Origin of the sequence: Streptomyces sp. NPDC050315 (assembly GCF_040655775.1) — a bacterium.
In the GTDB taxonomy this organism is placed as follows: domain Bacteria; phylum Actinomycetota; class Actinomycetes; order Streptomycetales; family Streptomycetaceae; genus Streptomyces.
In genome coordinates, this window is record NZ_JBFAKN010000008.1 from 291,241 (window position 1) to 317,863 (window position 26,623).

Annotated in this window: 23 protein-coding genes; 8 read left to right on the top strand and 15 right to left on the bottom strand. The window is 71.5% G+C overall.

The genetic code is table 11. The features are described from left to right. The first annotated feature begins 86 nt into the window (after positions 1-86). From AB0I82_RS28680 to AB0I82_RS28690, 3 genes are read left to right on the top strand one after another with little or no spacing between them, the layout of a single operon-like run. A complete protein-coding gene (locus tag AB0I82_RS28680; RefSeq protein ID WP_363260273.1) occupies positions 87-971 on the top strand; it encodes an inositol monophosphatase family protein in 885 nt (294 codons plus the stop codon). A 57-nt stretch (positions 972-1,028) separates the two neighbouring features. Then, the gene (locus tag AB0I82_RS28685) at positions 1,029-2,438 is read left to right on the top strand and encodes an NAD(P)/FAD-dependent oxidoreductase (RefSeq protein WP_363260379.1); all 1,410 of its coding nucleotides are present in this window, start codon (positions 1,029-1,031) and stop codon (positions 2,436-2,438) included. Beyond that, positions 2,435-2,956 carry an O-acetyl-ADP-ribose deacetylase gene (locus AB0I82_RS28690; RefSeq protein ID WP_363260274.1) on the top strand — a complete coding sequence of 174 codons (522 nt, stop codon included), beginning with the start codon at positions 2,435-2,437 and terminating at the stop codon, positions 2,954-2,956. The genes AB0I82_RS28685 and AB0I82_RS28690 overlap by 4 nt, the downstream gene beginning before the upstream one ends. Before the next feature lie 47 nt (positions 2,957-3,003). Here AB0I82_RS28690 and AB0I82_RS28695 read toward each other — a convergent pair whose 3' ends face one another. Together AB0I82_RS28695 and AB0I82_RS28700 are read right to left on the bottom strand one after the other, a co-directional pair. Then, positions 3,004-4,437, bottom strand: a complete 1,434-nt coding sequence (locus tag AB0I82_RS28695; RefSeq protein WP_363260275.1) for a sugar porter family MFS transporter — start codon at positions 4,435-4,437, stop codon at positions 3,004-3,006. A gap of 127 nt (positions 4,438-4,564) precedes the next feature. After that, a complete protein-coding gene (locus AB0I82_RS28700; protein WP_363260276.1) occupies positions 4,565-7,084 on the bottom strand; it encodes a SpoIIE family protein phosphatase in 2,520 nt (839 codons plus the stop codon). Between the two features lie 168 nt (positions 7,085-7,252). Here AB0I82_RS28700 and AB0I82_RS28705 point away from each other — a divergent pair, with 168 nt between their 5' ends. Next, on the top strand, positions 7,253-8,758 hold the full coding sequence (locus AB0I82_RS28705) for an AlkA N-terminal domain-containing protein (RefSeq protein ID WP_363260277.1): 1,506 nt from the start codon (positions 7,253-7,255) through the stop codon (positions 8,756-8,758). A 26-nt stretch (positions 8,759-8,784) separates the two neighbouring features. Beyond that, complete coding sequence (locus tag AB0I82_RS28710) at positions 8,785-9,288, top strand: methylated-DNA--[protein]-cysteine S-methyltransferase (RefSeq protein WP_363260278.1); 504 nt, start codon at positions 8,785-8,787, stop codon at positions 9,286-9,288. Between the two features lie 42 nt (positions 9,289-9,330). Here AB0I82_RS28710 and AB0I82_RS28715 read toward each other — a convergent pair whose 3' ends face one another. Continuing rightward, positions 9,331-9,828 (bottom strand): NUDIX hydrolase, encoded by a 498-nt coding sequence (locus AB0I82_RS28715; RefSeq protein WP_363260279.1) that lies wholly within the window; start codon positions 9,826-9,828, stop codon positions 9,331-9,333. 77 nt (positions 9,829-9,905) lie between these two features. On the opposite strand from AB0I82_RS28715, the gene AB0I82_RS28720 reads away from it, so the two are divergent. Then, on the top strand, positions 9,906-10,118 hold the full coding sequence (locus AB0I82_RS28720; protein ID WP_363260280.1) for a hypothetical protein: 213 nt from the start codon (positions 9,906-9,908) through the stop codon (positions 10,116-10,118). Between the two features lie 12 nt (positions 10,119-10,130). Here AB0I82_RS28720 and AB0I82_RS28725 read toward each other — a convergent pair whose 3' ends face one another. Beyond that, the gene (locus AB0I82_RS28725) at positions 10,131-11,237 is read right to left on the bottom strand and encodes an ADP-ribosylglycohydrolase family protein (RefSeq protein ID WP_363260281.1); all 1,107 of its coding nucleotides are present in this window, start codon (positions 11,235-11,237) and stop codon (positions 10,131-10,133) included. A gap of 223 nt (positions 11,238-11,460) precedes the next feature. On the opposite strand from AB0I82_RS28725, the gene AB0I82_RS28730 reads away from it, so the two are divergent. Next, entirely contained in the window at positions 11,461-12,585 is a 1,125-nt protein-coding gene (locus tag AB0I82_RS28730) for a glycerate kinase (protein WP_363260380.1), read from the top strand. 293 nt (positions 12,586-12,878) lie between these two features. Here the strand turns inward: AB0I82_RS28730 and pssA are convergent, their stop codons facing one another. The 9 genes from pssA to AB0I82_RS28775 all read right to left on the bottom strand — a co-directional run bounded on the left by pssA (position 12,879) and on the right by AB0I82_RS28775 (position 23,892). Then, positions 12,879-13,721, bottom strand: coding sequence for a CDP-diacylglycerol--serine O-phosphatidyltransferase (gene pssA, locus AB0I82_RS28735; RefSeq protein WP_363260282.1), 843 nt, complete (start codon positions 13,719-13,721; stop codon positions 12,879-12,881). After that, complete coding sequence (locus tag AB0I82_RS28740) at positions 13,708-14,355, bottom strand: phosphatidylserine decarboxylase (protein ID WP_031060608.1); 648 nt, start codon at positions 14,353-14,355, stop codon at positions 13,708-13,710. The genes pssA and AB0I82_RS28740 overlap by 14 nt, the downstream gene beginning before the upstream one ends. Positions 14,356-14,523: 168 nt before the next feature. Beyond that, on the bottom strand, positions 14,524-15,729 hold the full coding sequence (locus AB0I82_RS28745) for an acyl-CoA dehydrogenase family protein (RefSeq protein ID WP_363260284.1): 1,206 nt from the start codon (positions 15,727-15,729) through the stop codon (positions 14,524-14,526). 2 nt (positions 15,730-15,731) lie between these two features. Beyond that, positions 15,732-16,253: a MaoC family dehydratase gene (locus AB0I82_RS28750; RefSeq protein ID WP_103834584.1), complete on the bottom strand. Its 522-nt coding sequence runs from the start codon at positions 16,251-16,253 to the stop codon at positions 15,732-15,734. Positions 16,254-16,258: 5 nt separating this feature from the next. Continuing rightward, positions 16,259-17,233: a CoA ester lyase gene (locus tag AB0I82_RS28755; protein WP_363260285.1), complete on the bottom strand. Its 975-nt coding sequence runs from the start codon at positions 17,231-17,233 to the stop codon at positions 16,259-16,261. Then, entirely contained in the window at positions 17,230-19,281 is a 2,052-nt protein-coding gene (locus AB0I82_RS28760; RefSeq protein WP_363260381.1) for a protein meaA, read from the bottom strand. The genes AB0I82_RS28755 and AB0I82_RS28760 overlap by 4 nt, the downstream gene beginning before the upstream one ends. 106 nt (positions 19,282-19,387) lie before the next feature. Further along, on the bottom strand, positions 19,388-20,725 hold the full coding sequence (ccrA, locus tag AB0I82_RS28765; RefSeq protein WP_363260286.1) for a crotonyl-CoA carboxylase/reductase: 1,338 nt from the start codon (positions 20,723-20,725) through the stop codon (positions 19,388-19,390). Positions 20,726-21,146: 421 nt separating this feature from the next. Continuing rightward, a complete protein-coding gene (locus AB0I82_RS28770; RefSeq protein ID WP_363260287.1) occupies positions 21,147-21,950 on the bottom strand; it encodes a TetR family transcriptional regulator in 804 nt (267 codons plus the stop codon). Between the two features lie 115 nt (positions 21,951-22,065). Beyond that, complete coding sequence (locus tag AB0I82_RS28775; RefSeq protein ID WP_363260289.1) at positions 22,066-23,892, bottom strand: 3-hydroxyacyl-CoA dehydrogenase family protein; 1,827 nt, start codon at positions 23,890-23,892, stop codon at positions 22,066-22,068. 361 nt (positions 23,893-24,253) lie between these two features. On the opposite strand from AB0I82_RS28775, the gene AB0I82_RS28780 reads away from it, so the two are divergent. After that, positions 24,254-24,859: a HEAT repeat domain-containing protein gene (locus AB0I82_RS28780; RefSeq protein ID WP_363260290.1), complete on the top strand. Its 606-nt coding sequence runs from the start codon at positions 24,254-24,256 to the stop codon at positions 24,857-24,859. Positions 24,860-24,867: 8 nt separating this feature from the next. Here AB0I82_RS28780 and AB0I82_RS28785 read toward each other — a convergent pair whose 3' ends face one another. Together AB0I82_RS28785 and AB0I82_RS28790 are read right to left on the bottom strand one after the other, a co-directional pair. Next, entirely contained in the window at positions 24,868-25,395 is a 528-nt protein-coding gene (locus tag AB0I82_RS28785; RefSeq protein WP_363260291.1) for a GNAT family N-acetyltransferase, read from the bottom strand. Between the two features lie 42 nt (positions 25,396-25,437). After that, a complete protein-coding gene (locus AB0I82_RS28790; RefSeq protein WP_363260292.1) occupies positions 25,438-26,478 on the bottom strand; it encodes an Rv2578c family radical SAM protein in 1,041 nt (346 codons plus the stop codon). Positions 26,479-26,623 lie beyond the last annotated feature (145 nt).

Consider the following 26,623-nt stretch of genomic DNA (forward strand, 5'->3'; position numbering starts at 1 on the left):
CGTGCTTCCATGGAGACATGATCGAAGCAATTCCTGCGATTCCTGCAAACAACGACGACAGGACGGACAGGGCGGACACCGCGGACATGACGGGCCCGGCTGCGACCGCGGAGGCCGTGCTCGCGGCCGTCGACCTGGACGCCGTCGAGAAGGCCGTCCGTGAGGCCGCGGCGGCCGAGGTCCTGCCACGCTTCCGGCAGCTCGCCGCCCACGAGGTGGTGGAGAAGAACGGCCCGCACGACCTGGTCACCATCGCCGACCAGCGCGCCGAGGAGCACCTCACGGCCTCCCTCACGGCCCTGCTGCCCGGCTCGGCCGTGGTCGGCGAGGAAGCGGTGCACGCCGACCCCGCGGTGCTGGACGCGCTGAAGGGCGACGCGCCCGTGTGGATCGTGGACCCGGTCGACGGCACGCGGCAGTTCGTGCACGGCGACCCCGGTTTCGCGACCCTGGTCGCGCTCGCCCACCGCGGCGAGCTGCTGGCCTCCTGGACGTACGCCCCGGCGCTGGAGGAGATGGCCGTCGCGGTGCGCGGCGGCGGCGCCCGGCTGAACGGCCGCCGGCTCCGCGCCGGCTCGCCGCACGAGGGCAAGACCCTCGAAGTCGCCATGTCGCACCACGACTTCACCACCGTCGCCGAGAAGCGCGCGCTGTCCGGCCTGGTCTGCGAGGGCATCGCGCCCCGCCCCTGCGGCTCGGCGGGCCTGGAGTACTTGGCCGTCGCCCGCGGCACGCTGGAGGCCACGGCGTTCACGTGGGAGAACGCGTGGGATCACGCGGCGGGCCTGCTGCTCGTCCGGGAGGCGGGCGGTGTGAGCATGACCCTCTCCGGCGCCCCGTTCCGGATATCCGGGGGCAACACTCTGCCGTTCACCGCGGCGCGGGACGCGGCCACCGCCCGGCGTATCCTCGACGTGCTGGCAGGTGACACCGGCTCAGTTGCAGGTGACACGGGCTCAGCCGCCGACTGATCCTCGACGCGGAGGACGCGGAGGATCGATACGAGGGGAGTGGCGCAGGTGCCGACGATGCTCGATGCCGTGGTGATCGGAGCCGGACCGAACGGCCTGACGGCAGCGGTCGAACTGGCCCGCCGGGGCATGTCCGTCGAGGTCTTCGAAGCCCGCGACACGATCGGCGGCGGCGCGCGTACGGAGGAGCTGACGCTCCCCGGCTTCCGGCACGACCCCTGCTCGGCCGTGCACCCCACCGGGATCGGCTCGCCCGCCTTCCGCGACCTCCCCCTGGAGCGTTACGGCCTGGAGTGGCTGCACCCCGAGCTCCCCATGGCGCACCCCTTCCCGGACGGCAGCGCCGCCGTGCTGTCCCGCTCCGTGGGCGAGACCGCGCGGTCCTTCGGCGTCCGTGACGCCGGACCGTACCGCCGCCTGGTCGAGCCTTTCCGCGGCAAGTGGGACACGCTCGCGCGCGACATGATGCGCGGCGTCTTCGAGGGCTTCCCGCGCGACCCGGTGACCCTCGCCCGCTTCGGCCTGGCCGGCATCCCGCCGGTGGCCGTGCTGAACCGCCGCTTCCACGACGAGAAGGCGCGCGCCGTCTTCGCCGGCTGCGCGGCGCACGTCATCCACCCGCTCACCGGCATCGCCACCGGCGCCATCGCCCTGACCTTCATGCTCGCGGCGCACGCGTACGGCTGGCCCATCGCCCGCGGCGGCTCGCAGGCCATCCCGGACGCGCTCGCCGGGTACCTCCGTGACCAGGGCGGCGTGATCCACACGGACTACGAAGTCAAGCGCCTGGACGACCTGCCGCCCGCCCGCGCGTACATCTTCGACACCTCGCCGACGGCGCTGGCCCGTATCGCGGGGCTCGGCAACGCCTTCAGCTCGTACCGCTACGGCCCCTCCGCCTTCAAGATCGACTACGCGCTGTCCGGCCCCGTCCCGTGGACGAGCGAGGCGGCCCGCCGCGCCGGTACGGTCCATGTCGGCCCCACCGAGGGCGACATCGGCCGCGCGCTGCGCGACGCCCATGAGGGCCGCGCCCCCGAGCGCCCGTTCCTCATCACCTCCCAGCCCAGCCTGATCGACCCCAGCCGCGCCCCCGAGGGCAAGCACACGTTCTGGGCGTACGGCCACGCCCCCAACGGCTGGACGGGCGACCTCACCGACGCCATCGAGCGCCAGCTGGAGCGCTTCGCGCCCGGCTTCCGCGACCTCGTCCTCGCCCGAGCGACCGCGGGCCCGCCCGAACTGGCCGCGCGCAACGCCAACTACGTCGGCGGCGACATCGGTGTCGGCGCCTTCTCCGGCCTGCAGACCCTGCTCCGCCCCAAGCCCCGCCGCATCCCGTACACCACCTCCCACCCCGCCGTCTTCCTCTGCTCCTCGGCCACCCCACCGGGCGGCGGCGTCCACGGCATGTGCGGCCACAACGCCGCCAAGGCGGCCTGGCGGCGCATCAGGGAGACACGGTGAGCACCGGTGCCCCGCGGCTGACGCTCGTCCTCGGTGACATCACCGAGCAGGACGTGGACGTCGTCGTCAACGCCGCCAACTCCTCGCTGCTGGGCGGCGGGGGAGTGGACGGGGCGATCCACCGGCGGGGTGGGCCGCGGATTCTGGAGGAGTGCCGGGCGTTGCGGGCGTCCCGGTATGGGCGGGGGCTGCCCACCGGTCAGGCGGTGGCCACCACGGCGGGCGAGTTGCCGGCCCGCTGGGTCGTGCACACGGTGGGGCCGGTGTACTCCCGCGAGGAGGACCGTTCCGCCCTGCTCGCCTCCTGCTACCGGGAGTCGCTTGCCGTAGCGGCCAATCTGGGGGCCCGTACGGTCGCCTTTCCGGCCATCTCGACGGGCGTGTACCGCTGGCCGCTGGAGGACGCGGCGCGGATCGCCGTCGAGGCGGTCCTGAACACGGACACCACCGTGGACGAGGTGCGGTTCGTCCTCTTCGACGAGCGGGCGTACGAGGCCTTCGCCGCCCGACTGGGCTGACTAACCGCCCAACTGGACTGACTACGAACGCCGCCCGGCTGGACCGACTACGAGTACCGCTCCTGCAGCTCCCGCTCCAGGGCCTCCAGGGTGCGACCCTTCGTCTCGGGCACGTAGCGCTTGACGAAGGCGAGGGCGAGGACGCCGAGGGCGACGAAGAGGAAGAACGTGCCGGAGACTCCGAGGCCGGCGACCATGGAGGGGAAGACCAGGCCGATCGCGAAGTTGGTCAGCCACAGGACCACGGCCGCGACACCCATGCCGAAGGCGCGCATCCGCATCGGGAAGAGCTCGGAGAGCATCAGCCAGGTGACCGGGGAGATCGCGCCCTGCTGGAAGGCGAGGAAGGTGACGGTCATGGCGAGGACGGCGTACGCGCGGCCGTCGCCCGCGGGCAGCGTCATGGAGAAGATGCCGATCAGCAGGAGCGCGCTGGTCGTGCCGAGCTGACCGGCCATCAGCATCGGGCGGCGGTTCGTGCGGCCCAGCAGCCAGATGCCGACGAAGGTGGCGAGCACCGAGATCACGCCGTTGGCGATGTTCGCGGTGAGCGCGCTGTCCGCGGCGAACCCGGCGTCGGTGAGGATCTGGGTGCCGTAGTACATGATCGTGTTGACGCCGGTGATCTGCTGGACGACGGCGATGCCGAAGCCCACCCACATCAGTCGGCGGATCCAGGGCGTTGCCCGCAGGTCCTTCCAGCCGCCGATCTTCTCCTGCTCGTCCTTGACGGCGAGCGCCGAGACCTCGCTCAGCTCGGCCTCGGCCCGCTGCTGGGACCTGACCTGCTTCAGCACCTCGAAGGCGTCGTTGAATCGGCCCTGCGCGGCCAGCCAGCGCGGGCTCTCCGGCATGACCAGCATGCCGAACCACAGGACGACGGCGGGGATGGTCGCGAGGACGAGCATCCAGCGCCAGACGCCGCCGGATTCGCCGCCCAGGCGGGCGATGACCGCGTTGGAGGTGAAGGCGAGCAGCTGGCCGCTGACGATCATGAGTTCGTTACGGGTGACCAGGCCGCCGCGCCGCTCGGCGGGCGAGATCTCCGCCAGGTAGACGGGCACGGTCACGGACGCGCCGCCGACCGCGAGGCCGAGCACGAAGCGGGCCAGGATCATGACCTCGGTGTTCGGCGCGAGCGTCGCGCCCAGGGCGCCGACGAAGAACAGCACGGCGAGGACGAGGATGTTGCGACGGCGTCCCCGTGCGTCGGACAGCTTGCCGCCGGCCACGGCGCCGAGTGCGGCGCCGAGCAGCAGCGAGCTGGTGACCAGGCCCTCCGTGAAGGGGGTGAGCCCGAGGTCGTCCTTCATGTACGGCAGGGCGCCGTTGATGACGCCCGTGTCGTATCCGAAGAGCAGTCCGCCGAAGGTCGCGATGAGGGTGATGACGCGCAGCCGACGGCGTACGGGCCGTGGTGCGTCGCCGCCGAGGGCGGGCGGTGGTGCGGGGCGTGCCGAGGCACCGTCCGTCACGTTCATGGCCGTCTCCTGCCGTGGGTCGACTTCCGTGGGCAGTAAGATGGTCGTTGTCCAAATGTCCTGTCAATAGAATGTTGCAAAGACATGCTGTAAAAGAAGACACTGCTTGTGCCGGTCGCTGTTGCTGTCAGGGCGTAAGCCCGTCCTCACCCTCGGTGAGGGTCTGTTCCGTCCAGATGACCTTGCCTTCGGTGGTGTAGCGGGTGCCCCAGCGCTCGGTGAACTGGGAGATCAGGAAGAGCCCGCGACCGCCTTCATCCGTCGTGTTCGGGTGCCTCAGATACGGCGAGGTGCTGCTGCCGTCGGAGACTTCGCAGGTCAGCACCCGGTCCAGGATCAGCCGCAGCCGGATGGGTCCGTCCCCGTACCGGATCGCGTTGGTGACCAGCTCGCTGACCAGCAGCTCCGTGGTGAAGGCGAGCTCGTCCAGGCCCCAGCGCGCCAGCTGCCGGGTGGTGGTGGCCCGCGCCTCGGCGACGGTCGCCGGGTCGGTGGGCAGGTCCCACGAGGCGTGCCGGGCGGGGTCCAGCGCGCGCGTCCTGGCCAGCAGCAGCGTGACGTCGTCCTGCGGCCGCGCCGGTACGAGCTCCTCGATGACCTGCGTGCACAGTGCGTCGAGCGACTGCTCGGGCGACCGCTCGGCCGACCGCTCGGGTGCCGCGAGGGCGGACAGCAGCCGCTCGGTACCGGTACCCCCGCCGGGCCCCGGCGCGGCACCGGACGTCAGTCCGGCGGTGTACAGCGCCAGCCCGGTGCCCTCGGTGACCCGGTGCTCCACGGACTCGAACGGCAGGCCGCCGACACCGAGGGCCGGACCCGCCGGCAGCTCCGCGAGGGTGACCGTGCCATCGGGCGCGACCAGGGCGGGCGCGGGATGGCCCGCACCGGCCATGGTGCAGGTCAGCGCGATCGGGTCGTACACCGCATACAGACAACTGCTGCCCAGCGCCGGGGCCTTCGCGTCCGGCCCGCCGTTCGTCGCCTCCCGCGTCACCCGGCCCACCAGGTCGTCGAGGTGGGCCAGCAGTTCCTCGGGCCGCAGGTCGAGTGCCGCCAGGGTCTGTACTGCCGTACGCAGCCTGCCCATCGTGGCGGCGGCATCGATGCCGTGGCCCGGCACATCGCCCACCACCAGCGCCACCCGCGCCCCGGACAGCGGGAGTACGTCGAACCAGTTGCCGCCGACGTCGCCCAGCTCGTTGGCCGGGCGGTACGCGGAGGCCACGTCGACGGCGTTCTGCTCGGGGACGCTGTGCGGCAGCAGGCTGCGCTGCAGGGTGAGGGCCGCCTCGCGCTCGCGGGTGTAGCGGCGGGCGTTGTCCATGCAGACCGCGGCCCTGGCGACGAATTCCTCCGCCAGGCGCAGATCGTCCGCGCTGAACGGCTCGTCGTGCTGCGTACGGAAGAAGGTGGCCACGCCCATCGTGGTGCCGCGCGCCCGGACCGGTACCACCAGTGCCGTGTGCAGCCCCAGCTCCATGAAGTGCTCGTGCCGCCCACCGGGAATGTCGGCCGCCCATTCCGGCGCGAGCGGGTCCAGGCGTGCGGCCCGCCACGACTGCCCGCCGGCCAGGCAGCGGATGGGCGGCGACCACGCGTGGTACGTGGCCAGGTCGCCGATCCGTACCACCGCCTCCGGTACGCCTTCGCGCAGCGACCGCTGGCCGCCGCGGCGCAGCGGCACGGTGTCCGCGTCCGCGACCGGGCCCGGCTGCGGCTCCTCGCCCCTGACCACCGAGTCCAGCAGGTCGACGGTGACGAAGTCGGCGAGCTCGGGGACCGCGATGTCCGCGAGGTCCTGGGCGGTCTGCATGACGTCGAGGGTGCGGCCGATGTACTCGCTCGCCCGGTCCAGCAGGGCGAGCTGGTGCCGGGAGCGGTAGCGCTCGGTGACGTCGATGACGGTGTAGCAGACGCCGATCGCGCGGCCTTCGTGGTCGTCCAGACGCACAAAAGACATCGACTGGGCGCGTTCGTGCTGCGGGTCGGCCAGTATCCGTCCGACATGCTCATAACCGGTGATCGGTACGCCGCTGTGCAGCACCCGCCGCATCTGCGCCTCCAGCGCCTCGGTGTCCAGGCCCGGCTGGACGTCGCCCAGCCGCCGCCCGATGCGCTCGGCCGCGGGCCCGCCGCCGTACTGCTCCAGCGCCGTGTTGGACCACACGAACCGCAGATCGGTGTCCACGATGGCCATGCCGATGGGCGACTGGTCCACCATCCGCTCCAGCACGCCCCGGCTCATCTCCCAGCCGTGCAGGGGCGGCGCCTCGGCCGCGAGGACCAGCCAGTGCTCCTGCCCCGTACGGTCGGTCACCGGGGACGCCTGTACTTGGACACCGACCCGGCCGCCGTCCGCGCGGCGCGCCGACAGCAGCCCCGACCAGCTGCCGTGCGCCCGGCACTCCGCGGCGAGCGCGGGCAGCCGCGCCGCGTCGTCCGGGGCGAGCAGCTCGGCGGCGGGCCGCCCGACGGCCTCGGCGGCGGCCCGGCCCAGCAGCCGCCGGGCCGTCTCCGACCAGCTCTCCACCCGTCCCCGGGCGTCCAGGAGCAGGGCAGCGGCCGACGCGATGTCGAGCGACGCCGACCACTCGCCGGAGCCGGCCTTCCGGGCTCCCGGCCTGTCCACTGTGCTGTCCGCTGCCATGTTCAGCCGTCCTGTCCCGTTATGACACCTTTCCATCATGCGGCAGCGGGGTCGCCCGGGTCTCCCTCGACGTACTGCGCACGGCCGAACCCGGAGCGGGCCCGGCCCTCGTACGTCCATGTCGGATTTTCGCCAGCCACCGGGCGTCGCCTGCGAAATCCTTGAGGCATGCACACCGACACCGAGCGGTGCGTACGCGCCGTGCAGTCCAAGGACGCCCGTTTCGACGGGTGGTTCTTCACCGCCGTCACCACGACGAAGATCTACTGCCGGCCCAGCTGCCCGGTGGTCCCTCCCAAGCCCGCGAACATGCGCTTCTACCCCAGCGCCGCCGCCGCGCAGCAGGCCGGTTTCCGGGCCTGCAAGCGGTGCCGGCCCGACGCCAGCCCCGGCTCCCCGCAGTGGAACGAGCGGGCCGACGCGGTCGCGCGGGCGATGCGGCTGATCGGCGACGGGGTGGTGGACCGGGACGGGGTACCGGGGCTGGCCGCGCGCCTCGGGTACAGCCCGCGGCAGGTCGAACGCCAGCTGCTGGCCGAGCTGGGCGCCGGGCCGCTCGCCCTCGCCCGGGCCCAGCGCGCCCAGACCGCGCGGCTGCTCATCGAGACCAGCGCGCTGCCGATGGCGGAGATCGCATTCGCCGCCGGATTCGCCTCCATCCGGACCTTCAACGACACCGTGCGGGAGGTCTTCGCACTGTCACCGAGCGAGCTGCGGCAGCGCGCCCGGCCGGCAGCACGGCCCGTTGACGGCGGCACCGGCGGCACCGGCGACGCACCGGCGCTCACCACCCTCGCCCTCCGCCTCCCCTTCCGTAAGCCGCTCTGCCCGGACAACCTCTTCGGGCATCTCGCGGCCACCGCCGTCCCCGGCGTGGAGGAGTGGCGGGACGGCGCGTACCGCCGCACCCTGCGCCTCCCGTACGGACACGGCATCGTGGCGCTCACCCCGCGCCCCGAACACATCGACTGCCGGCTCTCCCTGACCGATCTGCGCGACCTGGCCGGGGCCATCGCCCGCTGCCGCCGGATGCTCGACCTGGACGCCGACCCCGAGGCGGTCGACGCGTTGCTGGCGGACGACCCGGTACTGGCGCCGCTGATCGCCAAGGCGCCGGGGCGGCGGGTGCCGCGCACCGTGGACGCGGACGAGTTCGCCGTACGGGCGGTGATCGGGCAGCAGGTGTCGACGGCGGCGGCGCGTACGCACGCGGGTCGGCTGGCCGCCGCGTACGGGGAGCCGATCGAGGACCCCGAAGGCGGCCTCACCCACCTTTTCCCGAGCGTGGCCGCGCTGGCCGAGCTGGATCCGGAGACCCTCGCGATGCCGCGCACCCGGCGCGCCACCCTCACCGGCCTGGTCGCCGCGCTGGCCGACGGCGATCTGCAGCTCGGCCCCGGCAGCGACCGCGAGGAGGCCCGCGCGCGCCTCGCCGCGCTGCCCGGCTTCGGGCCCTGGACGGTCGAGTGCATCGCGATGCGGGCGCTCGGCGACCCCGACGCGTTCACCGCCACCGACCTCGGCATGCGCCGCGCGGCGCAGGGCCTGGGGCTGCCCGGCACCCCGGCCGCGCTGCTCGCCCGGGCCGCCGCCTGGCGCCCCTGGCGCGCGTACGCGGTCCAGTACCTCTGGGCCACCGACGACCACCCGATCAACCACCTCCCCACCCACTGAGACCCATGACAACTGGGGGATCACTCATGTCCGTTCGCACGTACACCGTCATGACCGGGACGCCGGTCGGGCCGCTCACGCTCGTCGCCCGCGACGGCGCACTCACCGGCCTGTACATGACCGACCAGCGGCACCGGCCGCCGCAGGAGACCTTCGGGCACCCGGAGGAGCCGGCGGCCGAGCCCTTCGGCACCGCGATCCGGCAGCTGCGGGCGTACTTCGCCGGCGAGTTGACCGCCTTCGACCTGCCGCTCCGCCTCGACGGCACGCCGTTCCAGCAGCGCGTGTGGGCGGCGCTGTGCGACATCCCGTACGGCGAGACGCTCTCGTACGGGGAGCTGGCCGGCCGGCTCGGCAAGCCGTCGGCCGCCCGCGCGGTGGGGCTGGCCAACGGCAAGAACCCGGTCGGGATCATCGTGCCGTGCCACCGCGTCGTCGGCGCGGGCGGCGGCCTGACCGGCTACGGCGGCGGCCTGGACCGCAAGCGCCGGCTGCTCGACTTCGAGAGGGAGGTGGCGACGGCCGCGTGACGACGGCCGCGGGCCGATCCGGGCTGATCCGGAAGACGCGTCCTACGCCGGGCGACCCGGCGGTACGCCGTCCTCCAGCTCGGCCGGTCCGCGGCCGTCCGCCAGCGCGTCCAGCGCGGCGCCCAGCCGCAGCCCCAGCGGCCCGTCCACATAGCCGCCCAGCTCCGCCGGGTCCACCAGGCGCCAGGAGAGCAGCTCTTCTTCTTGGAGGGTGATCGCGGCGAGCCGTTCCTCGTCCAGTACGCCGCCGTCGAAGAGGTACGACACCAGCGGCGGCCGCCCCGGGCCGCGCACCCAGTCCACGGCCAGTAGCCGGCCCGGCTCGATGTCCAGCCCGATCTCCTCGGCGGTCTCCCGGCGGGCCGCCTGCCGCGGCGACTCGCCCTGGTCGGACTCCACCGTCCCGCCGGGCAGCATCCAGGTGTCCTTGTAGTTGGGCTCGACGATCAGGACGCGCCCGGCGGCGTCGCGGAAGACGGTGCCGGCGCCCGCGAGCACCCGGGGCAGGCTTGCGATGTAAGCGGCGTAATCCAAGGTCACCCCGCGAGCGTAACCTCTTCGCGGCAGGCGCTGTTGGCACCATGGGTCCTACCCGTACCGACGGACGGAGCACCACGATGAGACGCCCGGTGTATGCAGTGTTCGGCCTGGTGGCGGCGTTCGCCGTGACGGGCGGCGCCGCACCCCACGTCGTCACCGGCCCGAACACCGGATCGCTGGTGCGCATCGGCGACGTGGATCTGCTGGAGGACGTGCTGGAGCACGTCAGCACCACGTCGGACGGCCGGACCGCCCACCAGACGTACCACCAGACGGAACCGGCGAGTTGAGGTCCGGCCGGGTCACTCCGGCGCCCCACTCCCGGCGGCGAACCGGTACGTCCGCGCCGCCAGTTCGCTGATCCGTATGCCGTCGAAGCCGAAGACGGCGGTGCGCAGGCGGTCGTGGAGCGGCTCCGTCCACTGGGGCGGGATCGCCGCCGCGCCGCACAGCACGCCCGCCACCGACCCGGCCGTCGCGCCGTTGGAGTCTGTATCCAGTCCACCGCGTACGGTCAGCGCGATCGTGGAGGTGAAGTCGCCCTCGCCGTAGAGGAGTCCGGCGGTGAGGACGGCGGCGTTCGGGACCACGTGGATCCAGTGCAGATGGCCGACCTCGCGCTCGATCTCGGCGAGCGTGTCCGCCCAGGCGACGCCCGATTCGTACAGCGCCACGGTGTGCCGGACCGTACGCGCCAGCCTGCTGCCCGCGGGGATACGGGCCAGCGCCGCCTCCACGGCCTCGCGCGGCCCGCTCGCCTCGAAGGCCGCCGCGATCAGCGCGGCCGCCCACATCGCGCCGTACACGCCGTTGCCGGTGTGCGAGAGGACCGCGTCCCGGCGGGCCAGCGAGGCCGCCCTGCGCGGCTGTCCCGGCGACACCCAGCCGTACACGTCCGCCCTGATCAGCGCGCCGATCCACTCCTGGTACGGATTGTCGGTGGTGGCGGCGAGCGGGGGCCGGATGCCGGTGGCGAGGTTGCGGTACGCGGCCCGCTCGGCGGTGAAGGTCTGCAGGTACGGCAGTCGGCTCAGCCATAGGGTGCCGAGCTGTTCGGTGCTGAAGTCCGTGCCGTGGGTCTCCAGCAGGTCCAGTACCAGCACGGAGTAGTCGATGTCGTCGTCGCGGCAGCTGCCATCGACCCGGCCGCGTACGCAGCTCCGCCACTCCGGCCGCAGCTGTTCGGCGTCCTCGGCGGTCGGCGGCGGGGGGAGGTAGTCGGTGAGCGGCAGCGCGCCCGTCCGGCGCAGGTACTGGTCGATGCGCTCGCGGGTCCACAGGTCGCCGTGCTCGACGGGCTTCCCCAGCATGTTCCCGGCGATCCGGCCGAGCCAGCCGCCGTGGATCCGGTCGGCGAGGCCGGGCGGCCGGGCGGCGTCGGTGGGCGTACTGCTCTGCGGCGGCGTCATGCGTACAGGTGTACCGAAGCGCGCGGCGGCGCGTGCGGTGACAACACGCCGACCTGCGGATACGAATATCCGCTTCGCGGTATCGTAAATCCGCTTCTCGGAAAACTATGCTCTGTTCTCCGGGTCCCGCGCCGGATAGGGTCACAGCGGCGCGACTGCCAGTTCGGAAGCAAGGGGAAACAGGGTGGCGGACGCAGCAAGGACAGACACAGCACAGGCACACGTGCTGATCGCCGCGGACAAGTTCAAGGGCTCGCTGACGGCCGTCCAGGTCGCCGAGCACGTCACGGCCGGGCTGCGGCGCGCCGTACCGGACCTCTCCGTGGCGGCCGTCCCGGTCGCGGACGGCGGGGACGGCACGGTCGCGGCGGCGCTGGCCGCCGGATTCACCCGGCACGAGGCGCGGGTCACCGGGCCCATAGGGGAGCCCGTCACGGCCACGTTCGCGCTGAGCGCCGACGGTACGGCCGTGGTGGAGATGGCCGAGGCATCGGGCCTCCAGCACCTCCCGGAGGGCGTCTTCGCGCCGCTGACGGCCACCACGTACGGCACCGGGGAGCTGCTGCTCGCCGCGCTGGACGCGGGCGCCCGCTCCATCGTCTTCGGCGTCGGCGGCAGCGCCACGAACGACGGCGGCGCGGGGATGCTCGCGGCGCTCGGGGCGCGCTTCCTGGACCGCGCGGGGGAGCCGGTCGCGCCCGGCGGCGGGCCGCTCGCCGGCCTCGCCACCGCCGACCTCAGCGGCCTCGACCCGCGCCTGGCCACCACGGAGATCGTGCTGGCCAGCGACGTGGACAACCCGCTGACCGGCCCGAAGGGCGCGCCCGCGGTCTACGGCCCGCAGAAGGGCGCGAGCGAGGCGGACGTCGCCACGCTGGACGCGGCGCTGGCGCACTACGCGAAGGTGCTGGAGGCGGCGGTGGGGCCGAAGGCCGCCGAGTACGCGCTGGCGCCGGGCGCGGGCGCGGCGGGCGGCATCGGGTACGGGGCGCTGGTCGGCCTCGGTGCGACGTTCCGGCCCGGCATCGACGTCATGCTCGACGTGCTGGGCTTCGGGCCCGCGCTGGAGCGGGCCACGTTCGTGATCACGGGCGAGGGCTCGCTGGACGAGCAGACGCTCCACGGCAAGGCGCCGGCGGGCGTCGCGGCGGCGGCCCGCGCGAAGGGGCTGACCGTGGTGGCGGTCTGCGGCCGCCTCCTCCTGCCGCCGTCGGCGCTTCTCCAGGCCGGGATCGAGCGGGCGTACCCGCTGACGGCCCTGGAGCCGGACCCGGCCCGCTGTATGGCCGAGGCGGGCCCGCTCCTTGAGCAGGCGGCGGAGTCGCTGGCACGGGACTTCCTGGCCTAGCCCCATCAGGGGCGCGGGGAACTGCGCGAGCAACCACAGCGGCGCCGCAGCGGAAATCAAGCCCCTCCGGCGATTGAGGAGCGGGGTCCGGGGCGGAGCCCCGTGCGGGCGGCCCGGGACTGGGAACGATGCCCCGGACCCGCCCCTTCCCGAAACCAGGGCTGCGCCCCTGGACCCCCGGATCGCCCTCCGGGCTCGTCCTCAAACGCCGGACGGGCTGGGTATGCGGAAGGCCCGGTACGAACCCAAGGTTCGTACCGGGCCTTCCGTACGTCGGCCACCCGCCGCCGGAACTACGGCAGCTGCGCTGCCCTGGCCTCGCGGCGGTTGTCCCGGAACGTGTTCACCCGCCGAGCCGTAGCGAAGAGCGGGATCATCGCGCCCGTCACGACCTGCAGCGCGCACCCCGTCTGCAGGAGCAGCTGGCCCGCCGGCGCGTCCAGCGCCCACGCCGCGAGCATGGCCATGCTCGCCACGATCCAGGAGAGCATCGCGACCGCGAGGCGACCCCGCGGCTTCGGGTACTCCACCCGGCTCACCATCAGCCACGCCACGCCGATGATGGCGAGGAGCGTCGGCAGGAACGGCAGCTCCAGCAGGACGATCGCCACGACCGTCAGCGCCCCGAAGGGACTCGGCATGCCCTGGAACATGCCGTTCGGCACCGTCACGCAGGAGAAGCGGGCGAGGCGGAGGATCACCGCCAGCAGCACCACCACCGCCGCGACCACCGAGACCCGCTGGTTCGCGTCGGAGGCGACCATGCCCCAGGTCACCACGAAGTACGCGGGTGCCAGGCCGAAGCTGATCAGGTCGGAGAGGTTGTCGAGCTCGGCCCCCATCGCCGAGGCCCGCAGCTTGCGCGCGACCAGGCCGTCGAACAGGTCGAAGACCGAGGCGAGCAGCATGAGGATGACCGCCATGGCGGCGCTGTGCCGCGCCATGCCGCCGTCCTCGGTGCCCGTCAGGTGCGGGATCAGGACGCCGGTGGTGGTGAAGTACACCGCCATGAAGCCGCAGATCGCGTTGCCGAGGGTGAGCGTGTCCGCTATCGACAGCCGCGTCGACAGCGGCATGTCGTCGTCCTCCTCCTCGGCCGCCCAGCCCGCCTGGGTATCGGGATCAATCACGGTCAAGACGAGTCACCCCCGCTGTGGTGGCCTGGCCGACCTCGACGGCGGCCTCGACGCCCTCGGGCAGGTACACGTCGACGCGCGAGCCGAAGCGGATCAGACCGATGCGCTCGCCCTGCTCGACCTTGGTGCCCTCCGGGACGTACGGAACGATGCGGCGGGCCACCGCACCGGCGATCTGCACCATCTCGACGTCACCGATCTCGGTGTCGAAGTGCCAGACCACCCGCTCGTTGTTCTCGCTCTCCTTGTTGAACGCCGGAACGAAGCCGCCGGGGATGTGCTCGACGGACGTGACCGTGCCGGCCAGCGGCGCGCGGTTCACGTGGACGTTCAGCGGGCTCATGAAGATCGCGACGCGGGTGCGCCCGTCCTTCCACGGCATGATGCTCTGCACCACGCCGTCGGCCGGGGAAATGACGCGGCCCTGAGCGATGTCGCGCTCGGGGTCGCGGAAGAACCACAGCATGCCCGCCGCCAGGGCGGTGGCGGGCACGGCGACGGCGGCCCAGCGTCCCGAGCGCCGGGAGCGGGCCAGGCTGACCGCTGCCGTTGCGACGGTCGGCAGGAGCCACGGCGACGCTCCGCGCGCGAGGCGGACGCGACCGCGGTGTGCAGAGGATTGGCTGTGGGGCATGGATGACCTTCGTAGCGGAGGATGCCGCGTAGGGATGGGGGACGGCGGCTTTCCGGGGATGCTATCGGGTGCGAGCGGCAACTGGCCAAGAGCCAACGCCAATCCGTGGCCGAAGTCCGGTGACGGGGTGTGATCTTCTTCTCGAAGAAAACACCCCGAAACGGACATTCACCCCTGGATGCGGTACTCCTCGAGTAGCCGGCGCCCGATGATCATTTTCTGGATCTCAGCGGTACCTTCACCGATGAGCAACATGGGCGCCTCACGGTACAGGCGTTCGATTTCATATTCCTTGGAGAAGCCGTAGCCGCCGTGGATGCGGAAGGCGTCCTCCACGACCTCCTTGCAGTACTCGGAGGCGAGGTACTTCGCCATGCCCGCCTCCAGGTCGTTCCGCTGACCGGAGTCCTTCTTGCGGGCGGCGTTGACCATCATCGCATGGGCCGCCTCGACCTTTGTCGCCATTTCGGCCAATTTGAACTGGATGGCCTGATGCTTTGCGATCGGTTTGCCGAAGGTATGCCGCTGCTGGGCATAGTCCACACCCAGCTCGAACGCACGCTGTGCGACGCCGCAGCCACGCGCCGCGACGTTCACTCGGCCCACCTCGACGCCGTCCATCATGTGATAGAAACCACGTCCGGTCTCGCCGCCGAGCACGCGATTCGCCGGGATCCGGAGGTCCTGCATGATGAGCTCGGTCGTGTCGACGCCCTTGTAGCCCATCTTCTCGATCTTGCCCGGAATGGTGAGTCCCGGGCGGACCTCGCCGAAGCCGGCCTCCTTCTCCACGAGGAAGGTCGTCATCGACTTGTGCGGGGCCGTGCCCTCCGGGTGGCCCTCGTCCGTCTTGCAGAGGACGGCGACCAGCGTGGACGAACCGCCGTTCGTCAGCCACATCTTCTGGCCGTTGAGGACGTACTCGTCGCCGTCCCGCACGCCCTTGGAGCTGATGGCCGACACGTCGGACCCCAGCGCCGGCTCCGACATCGAGAAGGCGCCCCGTATTTCACCGGCCGCCATCTTCGGCAGGAAGTAGTCCTTCTGCTCCTGCGTGCCGTGCTGCTTGAGCATGTACGCCACGATGAAGTGGGTGTTGATGATGCCGGACACCGACATCCAGCCGCGGGCGATTTCCTCGACCGTCAGCGCGTACGTCAGCAGCGATTCGCCGAGGCCGCCGTACTCCTCGGGAATCATCAGCCCGAAGACGCCCAGTTCCTTGAGGCCCTCGACGATCTGCGTCGGGTACTCGTCCTTGTGCTCCAGCTCGGTCGCGACCGGAAGGATCTCCTTGTCCACGAAATCGCGGACCGTGGAGAGGATTTCCCGCTGGATGTCCGTCAGACCCTCGGTCTGTGCGAGACGCGCCATGGCTACTTCTCCTTCGCGGCAGGGGTCCGGAGCTCGGGGCGGCCGGGCTGCTCGCCGCCGCGCTCCTTGATGTACGTGGCCGTCGGCACCATCACCTTGCGCCGGAAGACGCAGACGAGCGTGCCGTCCTGCTTGTAGCCCTTGGTCTCGACGTACACGATGCCGCGGTCGTTCTTCGACTTCGACGGCGTCTTGTCCAGCACGGTCGTCTCGCCGTAGATCGTGTCGCCGTGGAAGGTCGGCGCCACGTGCTTCAGCGATTCGATTTCGAGATTGGCGATCGCCTTGCCCGAGACGTCCGGGACGGACATGCCCAGCAGCAGCGAGTAGATGTAATTCCCGACCACCACGTTCTTGCCGAAGTCGGTCGTCTGCTCCGCGTAGTTCGTATCCATGTGGAGCGGGTGGTGGTTCATGGTGAGCAGACAGAAGAGGTGGTCGTCGTACTCGGTGACCGTCTTGCCGGGCCAGTGCTTGTACACGTCGCCGACGGTGAACTCTTCGTAGGTGCGGCCGAACTGCATCGCGCTTACGCCTCCGGAGCCTCGAACTTGCTAGTGCGCTGCATGCCGGCGGCGCGTCCCTTACCCGCGATGACCAGCGCCATCTTGCGGCTGGCCTCGTCGATCATCTCGTCGCCGAGCATCGCGGAGCCCTTCTTGCCGCCCGCCTCGGAGGTGCACCACTCGTACGCGTCGAGGATCAGCTCGGCGTGGTCGTAGTCCTCCTGGGAGGGCGAGAAGACCTCGTTGGCGGCCTCGACCTGGCCGGGGTGCAGCACCCACTTGCCGTCGAAGCCCAGCGCGGCGGCGCGGCCCGCGACCTCGCGGTAGCCGTCCACGTTCTTGATCTGCAGGTAGGGACCGTCGATCGCCTGGAGGTCGTTGGCGCGGGCCGCCATCAGGATCTTCATCAGGATGAAGTGGTAGGCGTCCGCCGGGTAGCCGGGCGGCTGCTCGCCGACGACCAGGGACTTCATGTTGATGGACGCCATGAAGTCGGCCGGGCCGAAGATGATCGTCTCGGTGCGCTGCGACGCCTGCGCGATCTCGTTGACGTTGTTGAGGCCCTGCGCGTTCTCGATCTGCGCCTCGATGCCGATCCGGCCGACCTCGAAGCCCATCGTCTTCTCGATCTGGGTCAGCAGCAGGTCCAGCGCGACGATCTGCTGGGCGTCCTGCACCTTGGGCAGCATGATGCAGTCCAGGTTCGGGCCCGCGCCCTCGACGACCGTGATGACGTCCCGGTACGTCCAGTGGGTGGTCCAGTCGTTGACCCGCACCACGCGCGTCTTGCCGGTCCAGTCGCCCTCGTTCAGCGCCTTCACGATGTTGTGCCGGGCGTCCGGCTTGGCGAGCGGCGCGCAGGCGTCCTCCAGGTCCAGGAAGACCTGGTCGGCGGGGAGGCCCTGGGCCTTCTCCAGGAAGCGCGGGTTGGAGCCCGGGACCGCGAGGCAGGAGCGGCGGGGGCGAAGCCGGTTGACCGGGGTGGCAGGGCTGGTCATGCGGGGACCTCCAGGGGATCGAGCTTGTTCGCGGTACGGATCTCGTCGACGATACGGCCGATGATCTCCGTGATACCGAAGTCCTTCGGGGTGAAAACGGCGGCGACACCGGCCTCGCGCAGCGCTGCCGCGTCCGCCGAGGGGATGATGCCGCCGACGATGACGGGGATGTCGTCGACACCGGTCCGGCGCAGCCGGGCCAGCACGTCCGGCACCAGCTCGGCGTGCGAGCCGGAGAGGATGGACAGGCCGACGCAGTGCACGTCCTCGGCGACGGCCGCCGAGACGATCTGCTCGGGGGTCAGCCGGATGCCCTGGTAGACCACTTCGAAGCCCGCGTCACGGGCCCGTACGGCGATCTGCTCGGCCCCGTTGCTGTGCCCGTCCAGGCCCGGCTTGCCCACCAGGAGGCGCAGCTTTCCGCTGCCGAGCTCCGCGGCGGTACGGGCGACCTTCTCGCGGACGGCGGCGAGCGGGGTGCCCTGCTCGGCCGCGACCGCCAGCGGAGCGCTGGAGACGCCCGTGGGCGCCCGGAACTCGCCGAAGACGTCCCGGAGGGCCCAGGCCCACTCCCCGGTCGTCACACCGGCCCTGGCGCACTCCAGAGTGGCCGCGAAGAGGTTGGTGTCCCCGGCCGCCGCCTTCTTGAGCGCGGAGAGGGCCTCCTGCGCCCGGTGCTCGTCCCGGGAGTCCCGCCACTCGTGCAGCGCCTGCACGACCCGCGCCTCGTTCTCCGGGTCCACCGTCATGATGGCGGTGTCCAGGTCGGCGGTGAGCGGGTTGGGTTCGGTGGACTCGTAGCAGTTGACGCCGACGATCTTCTCCTCGCCGGCCTCGATCCGGCCGCGCCGCTCCGCGTGCGAGGCGACCAGCTGGGACTTCAGGTAGCCGGACTCGACGGCGGCCATCGCGCCGCCCATCTCCTGGATCCGGTCGATCTCGGCCAGGCACTCCTCGACCAGCGCGTCCACCTTGGCCTCGATGACGTGCGAGCCGACGAAGATGTCCTCGTACTCCAGCAGGTCCGACTCGTGCGCGAGGACCTGCTGGATACGGAGCGACCACTGCTGGTCCCAGGGGCGGGGCAGGCCCAGCGCCTCGTTCCAGGCCGGGAGCTGGACGGCACGTGCCCGCGCGTCCTTGGAGAGCGTCACGGCCAGCATTTCGAGGACGATGCGCTGGACGTTGTTCTCGGGCTGCGCCTCGGTCAGGCCCAGGGAGTTGACCTGGACGCCGTACCGGAAGCGGCGCTGCTTGGGGTTCTCGATGCCGTACCGCTCACGCGTGATCTTGTCCCAGATGCGGCCGAAGGCGCGCATCTTGCACATCTCCTCGACGAAGCGGACGCCCGCGTTCACGAAGAAGGAGATCCGCGCGACGACGTCGCCGAACTTCTCCGCCGGCACCTGCCCGGAGTCCCGTACGGCGTCCAGCACCGCGACGGCGGTGGACATCGCGTACGCGATCTCCTGCACCGGCGTGGCCCCGGCCTCCTGCAGGTGGTAGCTGCAGATGTTGATCGGGTTCCACTTCGGGATATGGGCGACCGTATACGTGATCATGTCGGTCGTCAGCCGGAGGCTCGGCCCCGGCGGGAAGACGTGCGTCCCCCGGGACAGGTACTCCTTCACGATGTCGTTCTGCGTCGTCCCCGACAGCTTGGAGATGTCCGCGCCCTGCTCCTCGGCGACCACCTCGTACAGCGCCAGCAGCCACATGGCGGTGGCGTTGATGGTCATCGAGGTGTTCATCTGCTCCAGCGGGATGTCCTGGAACAGCCGGCGCATGTCGCCGAGGTGGGAGACCGGGACCCCGACCCGCCCGACCTCGCCGCGGGCGAGCACGTGGTCGGGGTCGTAACCGGTCTGCGTCGGGAGGTCGAACGCGACCGACAGGCCGGTCTGGCCCTTGGCGAGGTTACGCCGGTACAGCTCGTTGGACGCCTCGGCGGTCGAGTGTCCCGCGTATGTCCGCATCAGCCACGGACGGTCCCTGCCCTTTTGCGGCTCCGCCGGAGGGCGCTGGGAGCCGGTGCCGACGTTCCTCAGCCCGCGGTCGCTCCGCTCCCTTGTCTTCGTCTCTTTCGGCACCGGCGCGCCCTCCGGCGTAGCCGCGTTCTGACGCTCAGTCATGTCTGGTCAGCCCCTGGGGATTTCAGACGTTGCGGAAGCGGTTGATCGCGTCGAGGTGCTTCGCGCGCTTCTCGTGGTCGCGCACGCCCATGCCCTCCTCGGGGGCCAGCGCGAGGACGCCGACCTTGCCCTGGTGGAGGTTGCGGTGCACGTCGTACGCGGCCTGGCCGGTCTCCTCCAGGGAGTACGTCTTGGACAGCGTGGGGTGGATCTTGCCCTTGGCGATCAGTCGGTTGGCCTCCCATGCCTCGCGGTAGTTGGCGAAGTGGGAGCCGATGATGCGCTTCAGGGACATCCACAGGTAGCGGTTGTCGTACTCGTGCATGTAGCCGGAGGTGGAGGCGCAGGTGGTGATGGTGCCGCCCTTGCGGGTGACGTAGACGCTCGCGCCGAAGGTCTCGCGGCCGGGGTGCTCGAAGACGATGTCGATGTCCTCGCCGCCGGTGAGTTCGCGGATGCGCTTGCCGAAGCGCTTCCACTCGCGCGGGTCCTGGGTCTGCTCGTCCTTCCAGAACTTGTAGCCCTCGGCCTTGCGGTCGATGATCGCCTCGGCGCCCATCTTCCGGCAGATCTCCGCCTTGTCCTCGCTGGAGACGACGCAGATCGGGTTGGCGCCGCCGGCCAGCGCGAACTGGGTGGCGTACGAGCCCAGGCCGCCGCTTGCGCCCCAGATCAGGACGTTGTCGCCCTGCTTCATGCCGGCGCCGTTGCGGGAGACCAGCTGGCGGTAGGCGGTGGAGTTCACCAGGCCCGGGGCCGCGGCCTCCTCCCAGCTCAGGTGGTCCGGCTTGGGCATCAGCTGGTTCGACTTCACGAGCGCGATCTCGGCGAGGCCGCCGAAGTTGGTCTCGAAGCCCCAGATGCGCTGCTCGGGGTCGAGCATCGTGTCGTTGTGGCCGTCGGAGGACTCCAGCTCGACGGAGAGGCAGTGCGCGACGACCTCGTCGCCGGGGTGCCAGGAGTTCACGCCGGGGCCGGTGCGCAGCACGACGCCGGCCAGGTCGGAGCCGATGACGTGGTACGGCAGGTCATGGCGCTTGGCGAGCGGCGAGAGCTTGCCGTAGCGCTCCAGGAAGCCGAAGGTCGAGAGCGGCTCGAAGATCGAGGTCCAGACGGAGTTGTAGTTGACCGAGGACGCCATGACGGCGACCAGGGCCTCGCCCGGGCCCAGCTCCGGCACCGGCACGTCTTCGACGTGCAGCGACTTGCGCGGGTCCTTTTCGTGGCTGGGGAGGCCGGCGAACATGTCGGCCTCGTCCTTGTGCACGGTGACCGCGCGGTACGACTCGGGGATGGACAGATTCGCGAAGTCCTCGCGGGTGCTGTCCGGTGCGGTGATCGCGTCAAGAATGTGGTTCACGGTGTGCCTCCGGCGAAGCGCGCTTGGAACGGCTTGAGGGAACGTCGGGGGTGGTGCGAAGGCGGTGCCGTCGGTTCGGCTGTGTGGTGCTCGGCAGGCGCGGGTGTGCGCGGGAGGTTGCCTGTGACGCAGGCATCCGGGCGCGCGGACCAGTGGTTCGCGGGGACAACCGGTACGCCGAAGATCGGGTGCACCGGCCGCCCGGACAACATCAACGTATGACACCGCGTGCCAGCCGGCAAGGCACTCGGTGCCAACAATTTCTCTCAGATGTCATCCGTGCGGCACGCATGAGCAACAAAAAGCCCCGCAAAACCGGACGATCCGGTACCGCGGGGCGGTCCTGCGTGATGTTTGTTACTGATGGGTCGCATAGCGGAGCGCCGTCACGTCCAGGACGTGACGGCGCTCCGGTCGTTCGTCACTTGTGCTCGCGCAGCGCCTTCTGGATCGTGCGCATGACCTCGCTGAGCGGGGCGTCCGTACGGGCCACCGTCACCAGTACCTCGCCCTCCCGGGCCGCCGTCGCGGCGGGCGGCCGCCCCGCGGGCGTACGGCCGGCCCCGATGCCCGTGCCGAACGTCTCGCGGACGATCGCGAAGGCGTGGTCCAGCTGCGTCTCCACGTCCCCCTGCGCGCCCGCCCGCAGCCAGCGCCGCAGTACGTGATTGTGCGCGGTGACCACCGCGGACGCGGCGACCTCCGCGAGCAGCGGATCGTCGTTGCCCTCGCGGTGCGCGCCCTCGTCGAAGTGCCCCAGCAGATAGCGCGTGAAGAGCCGTTCGTACCGGGCCACCGAGGCGATCTCCGCCTCGCGCAGCGTGGGTACTTCGCGGGTCAGGCGGTAACGGGCCACGGCCACGGCCGGCGAGGCCGCGTACATCCGCATGACCTCTTTGATGCCGCGGCACACCGTGTCCAGCGGGTTCTCGTGCGCGGGCGCCGCGTCCAGCACGGCCTCGGCCCGTACGAGGGTGTCGTCGTGGTCGGGGAAGATCGCCTCTTCCTTGGAGCGGAAGTGGCGGAAGAACGTCCGCCGCGCGACGCCGGCCGCCGCGGCGATCTCGTCGACGGTCGTCGCTTCGTAGCCCTTGGTCGCGAACAGCTCCATCGCCGCCGCCGCCAATTCGCGGCGCATCTTGAGCCGCTGGGCGGCCGCGCGGCGCGAGCCGGGCGTCGTGGTGTCGGGACCGTCTGAAGGCTGCGTACGAGCGGGCTGGGACATGTGGGGACGGTACTTCATAATCCCGCGGCCTGCGCCATTCGCCCGGGGGACGGGCGGCCAGGAGGCCGCGGGAGGGCCGCCTCCCGGCTCCAGCAGCCCGCCCCAGCCACCCCCGTCAGCGCTTGGCGTACTCACGGAAGCCGCGGCCGGTCTTGCGCCCGAGGCAGCCCGCGGCGACGAGGTGCTCCAGCAGCGGCGCCGGGGCCAGGCCCGGGTCGCGGAACTCCGCGTGCAGCACCTTCTCGATGGCCAGCGAGACGTCCAGGCCCACCACGTCGAGCAGTTCGAACGGGCCCATCGGGTAGCCGCCGCCCAGCTTCATCGCGGCGTCGATGTCGTCCGGCGAGGCGTAGTGCTCCTGGACCATCTTGATCGCGTTGTTCAGGTACGGGAAGAGCAGCGCGTTCACGATGAAGCCCGCCCGGTCGCCGCAGTCCACCGGGTGCTTGCGGACCTTGGCGCACACGGCGCGGACGGTCGACTGCACATCGTCTGCAGTCAGCACCGTACGGACGACCTCCACCAGCTTCATGGCCGGCGCCGGGTTGAAGAAGTGCATACCGATGACGTCCTGCGGCCGCGAGGTCGCCCGCGCGCAGGCCACGACCGGCAGCGAGGAGGTCGTGGTGGCCAGCACCGCGCCCGGCTTGCAGACCTTGTCCAGCGTCCCGAACAGCTGCTGCTTGATCTCCAGGTCCTCGGCCACCGCCTCGACGGCCAGATCCACCTCGGCGAAGGCGTCCAGCGAGCCCGCCGGGGTGATCGCGGCGAGCGCCGCGTCCCGCGCCTCCTCGGTCATCCGGCCCTTGGCCACCGACCGGCCCAGCGACTTCTCGATCCGTGCCTTGGCCTTCTCCGCCTTCTCCTGGCTGCGCGCGGCGAGCACGACCTCGTAACCGGCCTTCGCGAAGACCTCGGCGATGCCGCTCGCCATCGTCCCGGAACCGGCCACGCCGACGCTGCGGACCGTACGGGCCCCGGCCTGCTCCCCGGCCGCGGCCGGAGTGGCCGCGTCCGCCACGACGGTCGCGGAGCCCGGCGCCTCGTACGTGTAGAAGCCGCGGCCCGCCTTGCGGCCCGTCAGCCCCGCCTCGGCGAGGTGGCCGAGGATGGGCGCCGGCGCGTGCAGCCGGTCGTGCGAGGCCGCGTACATCGCCTGCAGCACCGTACGGGCGGTGTCGATGCCGATGAGGTCCAGCAGCGCGAGCGGCCCCATGGGCAGCCCGCAGCCCATGCGCATCGCCGCGTCGATGTCCTCACGGGTCGCGTACCTCGACTCGTACATCGCGGCGGCCTGGTTCAGGTACCCGAAGAGCAGGCCGTCGGCGACGAAGCCGGGGCGGTCGCCCACCGCGATCGGGTCCTTGCCCAGCTCGCGGGCGAGCTCGGTGACGGCGGCCACGGCCGTGGGCGCGGTCAGCACGGAGGAGGCCACCTCGACCAGCTTCATGGCCGGCGCGGGGTTGAAGAAGTGCAGACCGAGCACGCGCTCGGGGTACTGCGAGTCGGCGGCCAGCCGGGTCACGGAGAGGGAGTTGGTGCCGGTGGCCAGCACGGCGTCCGGGCGGACGATGCCGTCCAGGGCGTTGATGATCTGCCGCTTCAGCTCGTAGTCCTCCGGCACCACTTCGATCACCAGATCCGCCTCGGCGGCGGCCTGCAGATCGCAGAAGGTACGGAACCGGGCCAGCACATCGGCCCGCTCGCGCTCGGTGATCCGCTCGCGGTGCACGGCGCGGGCGGTGGACGCCTCCAGGGCGGTGACCGAGCGGCGGACCGCGGCGTCGTCGATGTCGATGCCGATGACCTCGCGGCCGGCGCGGGCGAGCACCTCGGCGATGCCGGTACCCATCGTGCCGAGGCCGACGACGGCGACGGTGGCGATACCGGAGGCGGCGGTGGCGGGGGACAGGGGCGAATCAGGGGTGGACGAGAGGCCCATCGCGAGACTCCTGAGGGTGTTCCCCTGCGGGCAGGGGAGAAGTGACGACTGAGGGTGAGCGCACACGTGGTCGCCGCGGTCGATGCGGTCGACGCCATCTAGGGCCACGGTCGAGGGGCGTGTACGGAAGGAGCTGCGCGGCGGGCCCTGTCCCGGGGCCACTGCCGGTCACTCCGCTGATGTCGTGCTGTGCGGTGCCGAACCGACTTCACTCATGGCGGCTGCGTCACCAGGCCGCCGGAGCAGGGGTGCTGCTCGTACCGGCAGATTAACCGCCGGGTAATGGCGAGCGCCAGGGGGGAATGGGGGAATTAATCTGTGGCGCGGGCCACGCCGAGGCGGCGGGGGAGGAGCATCGCAAATGGAAGACCGATTCCACGAGTTGACCGACCGGGTACGAGGAGAGCTGCAGTCACCTGCCGATCTCGTCACCTACGAACGCCTGCTCGCGCTCGCCCGTAAGAACACCCCCGCGGGCCGCGAGGAGCTCGCGCGCATGCTCACCGCCGTCGAGCGGCCCCTGTGGACCCGCGAGATCGCCGCCTTCTCCCTCGGCTGCGCCGGCGACCGCCGCGCCTTCGAGACCCTCGTCCTGCTCCTCAACTACCGCGACCCGGTCCGCTGCGCCACCGCCGCGCACGCCCTGGCCCGCCTCGGCGACCCGCGCACGGCCCGCGCCGCCGCGGCCCTCGCCACCAACCCCCTCCGCACGGCCTACGCGCTCCACCCCGTACGCCTCCTCGCCGACCTCCGCGCCCCCGAATCCGTCCCCGCCCTGATCTCCACCCTCGAACGCCTCCTCACCCCGCACACCCCCTACTGGCGCGTCGCCCTGGCCTGCGTAGAGGGCCTGGGCGCCCTCGGCGACCGCCGAGCCGTCCCGGCCCTCACCACGGCCCTGGACCACCCCCGCCTGGCAGCCGCGGCGGCAGCGTCCCTGGCGAGACTGGCCCCGGGGACCGGCTGAGCGCGGCGCTACAGGGTGCGCGCGTAGCGCACCTCCGGTACGAGGGCGCCGGCGAGCTCGAAGGACTCCTCGGCCCCATCGGGGGCGAAGCCGGCCCGCTCGTAGAAGCGGCGCGCGTGAGCGTTGTAGCGGAGCACCCACAGGCGCACGTCGGTACAGCCGTCCTCACGGGTGCGGTCGAGGCAGGCGGCCATCAGGGCGCGGCCGACCCCGGTACCGATGTGCTCGGGGCGCACGTAGAGGGCGTACAGCTCCGCGTGCGCGGGGTCCCGGTGGCCGGTCGTCTCGTCGCGGTACGGCCCCAGAGCGGCCCAGCCGGTCACCGAGCCGGCGTGCTCGGCGACGAGGTTGACCACCCCGGCGGGGGCACGGGCGAAGAACTCCCGGCGCCGCTCGGTCTCTTCGGCGATGTCCAGCCCGTCGAGGTACGCCTGCGGCACCAGGCCCGCGTAAGCCCACTGCCAGCCGCGGACCCGGACGGCACAGACCGCGCCGATGTCGTCCTCGGTCATCTCACGTATCCGCAGTCCCTCCATGCGGGCAGGCTAGGTCACTGCCCCGGCCGCAAAGTCGCGCTTTTACAGGAGAGTGAGCTGAGTGGGCACCTCGGGGGCGGCGGGGGTGCGTTGGGGCGGGATGCGCCGGTGCGTTGCGGGGCGGGACGGGCCGATGCCGTATTCGGTGGCCAGGTCGTGGACCTGGCGAGTGATGCGGCGTTGGTACCACTTGGGGGCGTAGGCGCCGCCCGCGTACAGGCGCTCGTAGCGCGGCACCAGGTGGGGGTGGTGTTCCGTCAGCCAGGTCATGAACCACTCGCGGGCGCCCGGGCGGAGATGCAGCACCAGGGGTGTCACGGAGGACGCGCCGGCCGCCGCGATGGCCCGCACGGTGGCGCGCAGCTGGTCGGGGTGGTCGCCCAGGAAGGGGATGACCGGGGCCATCAGGACGCCGCAGCCGATGCCGTGCTCGGTCAGGGTGCGGACCGTGTCCAGGCGGCGCTCCGGGGACGGTGTGCCGGGCTCGACCGTGCGCCACAGCTCGCGGTCCAGGAAGCCGACGGACATCGAGATGCCGACATCGGTGACCTCGGCGGCCGCGCGCAGCAGGTCCAGGTCGCGGAGGATGAGCGTGCCCTTGGTGAGGATGGAGAAGGGGTTCGCGTGCTCGCGGAGAGCCTCGATGATGCCGGGCATCAGCCGGTACCGGCCCTCGGCCCGCTGGTAGCAGTCGACGTTCGTGCCCATGGCGATGTGGTCGCCGCGCCAGCGTCTGCCGGACAGCTCGCGTCTCAGCAGGTCCGGCGCGTTCACCTTCACCACGATCTGGCTGTCGAAGCCGAGGCCGGTGTCCAGGTCGAGATAGCTGTGGGTGCGCCGGGCGAAGCAGTACACACAGGCATGAGTGCACCCTCTGTATGGGTTTACCGTCCATTCGAACGGCATACGGGAGGCGCCCGGGACCCGGTTCACGATCGAACGGGCGCGTACTTCGTGGAAGGTCACCCCGGCGAACTCGGGGGTGTCGATGATCCGGCTCACTACGTCGGTACCGAAGAGCGCGGCGGTGCGCGCCGGGCCCGAGGGGTCCGCCGTCTGCTCGCTCAAGTTGTTCCAGCGCATCGCGCCTCCTCCTGGGTGGTGCCGGGGCCCCCGCTCGAGATAATAGAACAGGTGTTCCCGTCAATGCTGTCAACCCGGATTTGGGCGCGCCGCGCCGGAGTGGTTGGCTTGCCCCGCACAGCGCACGACCAGCGAGCGAGCACCG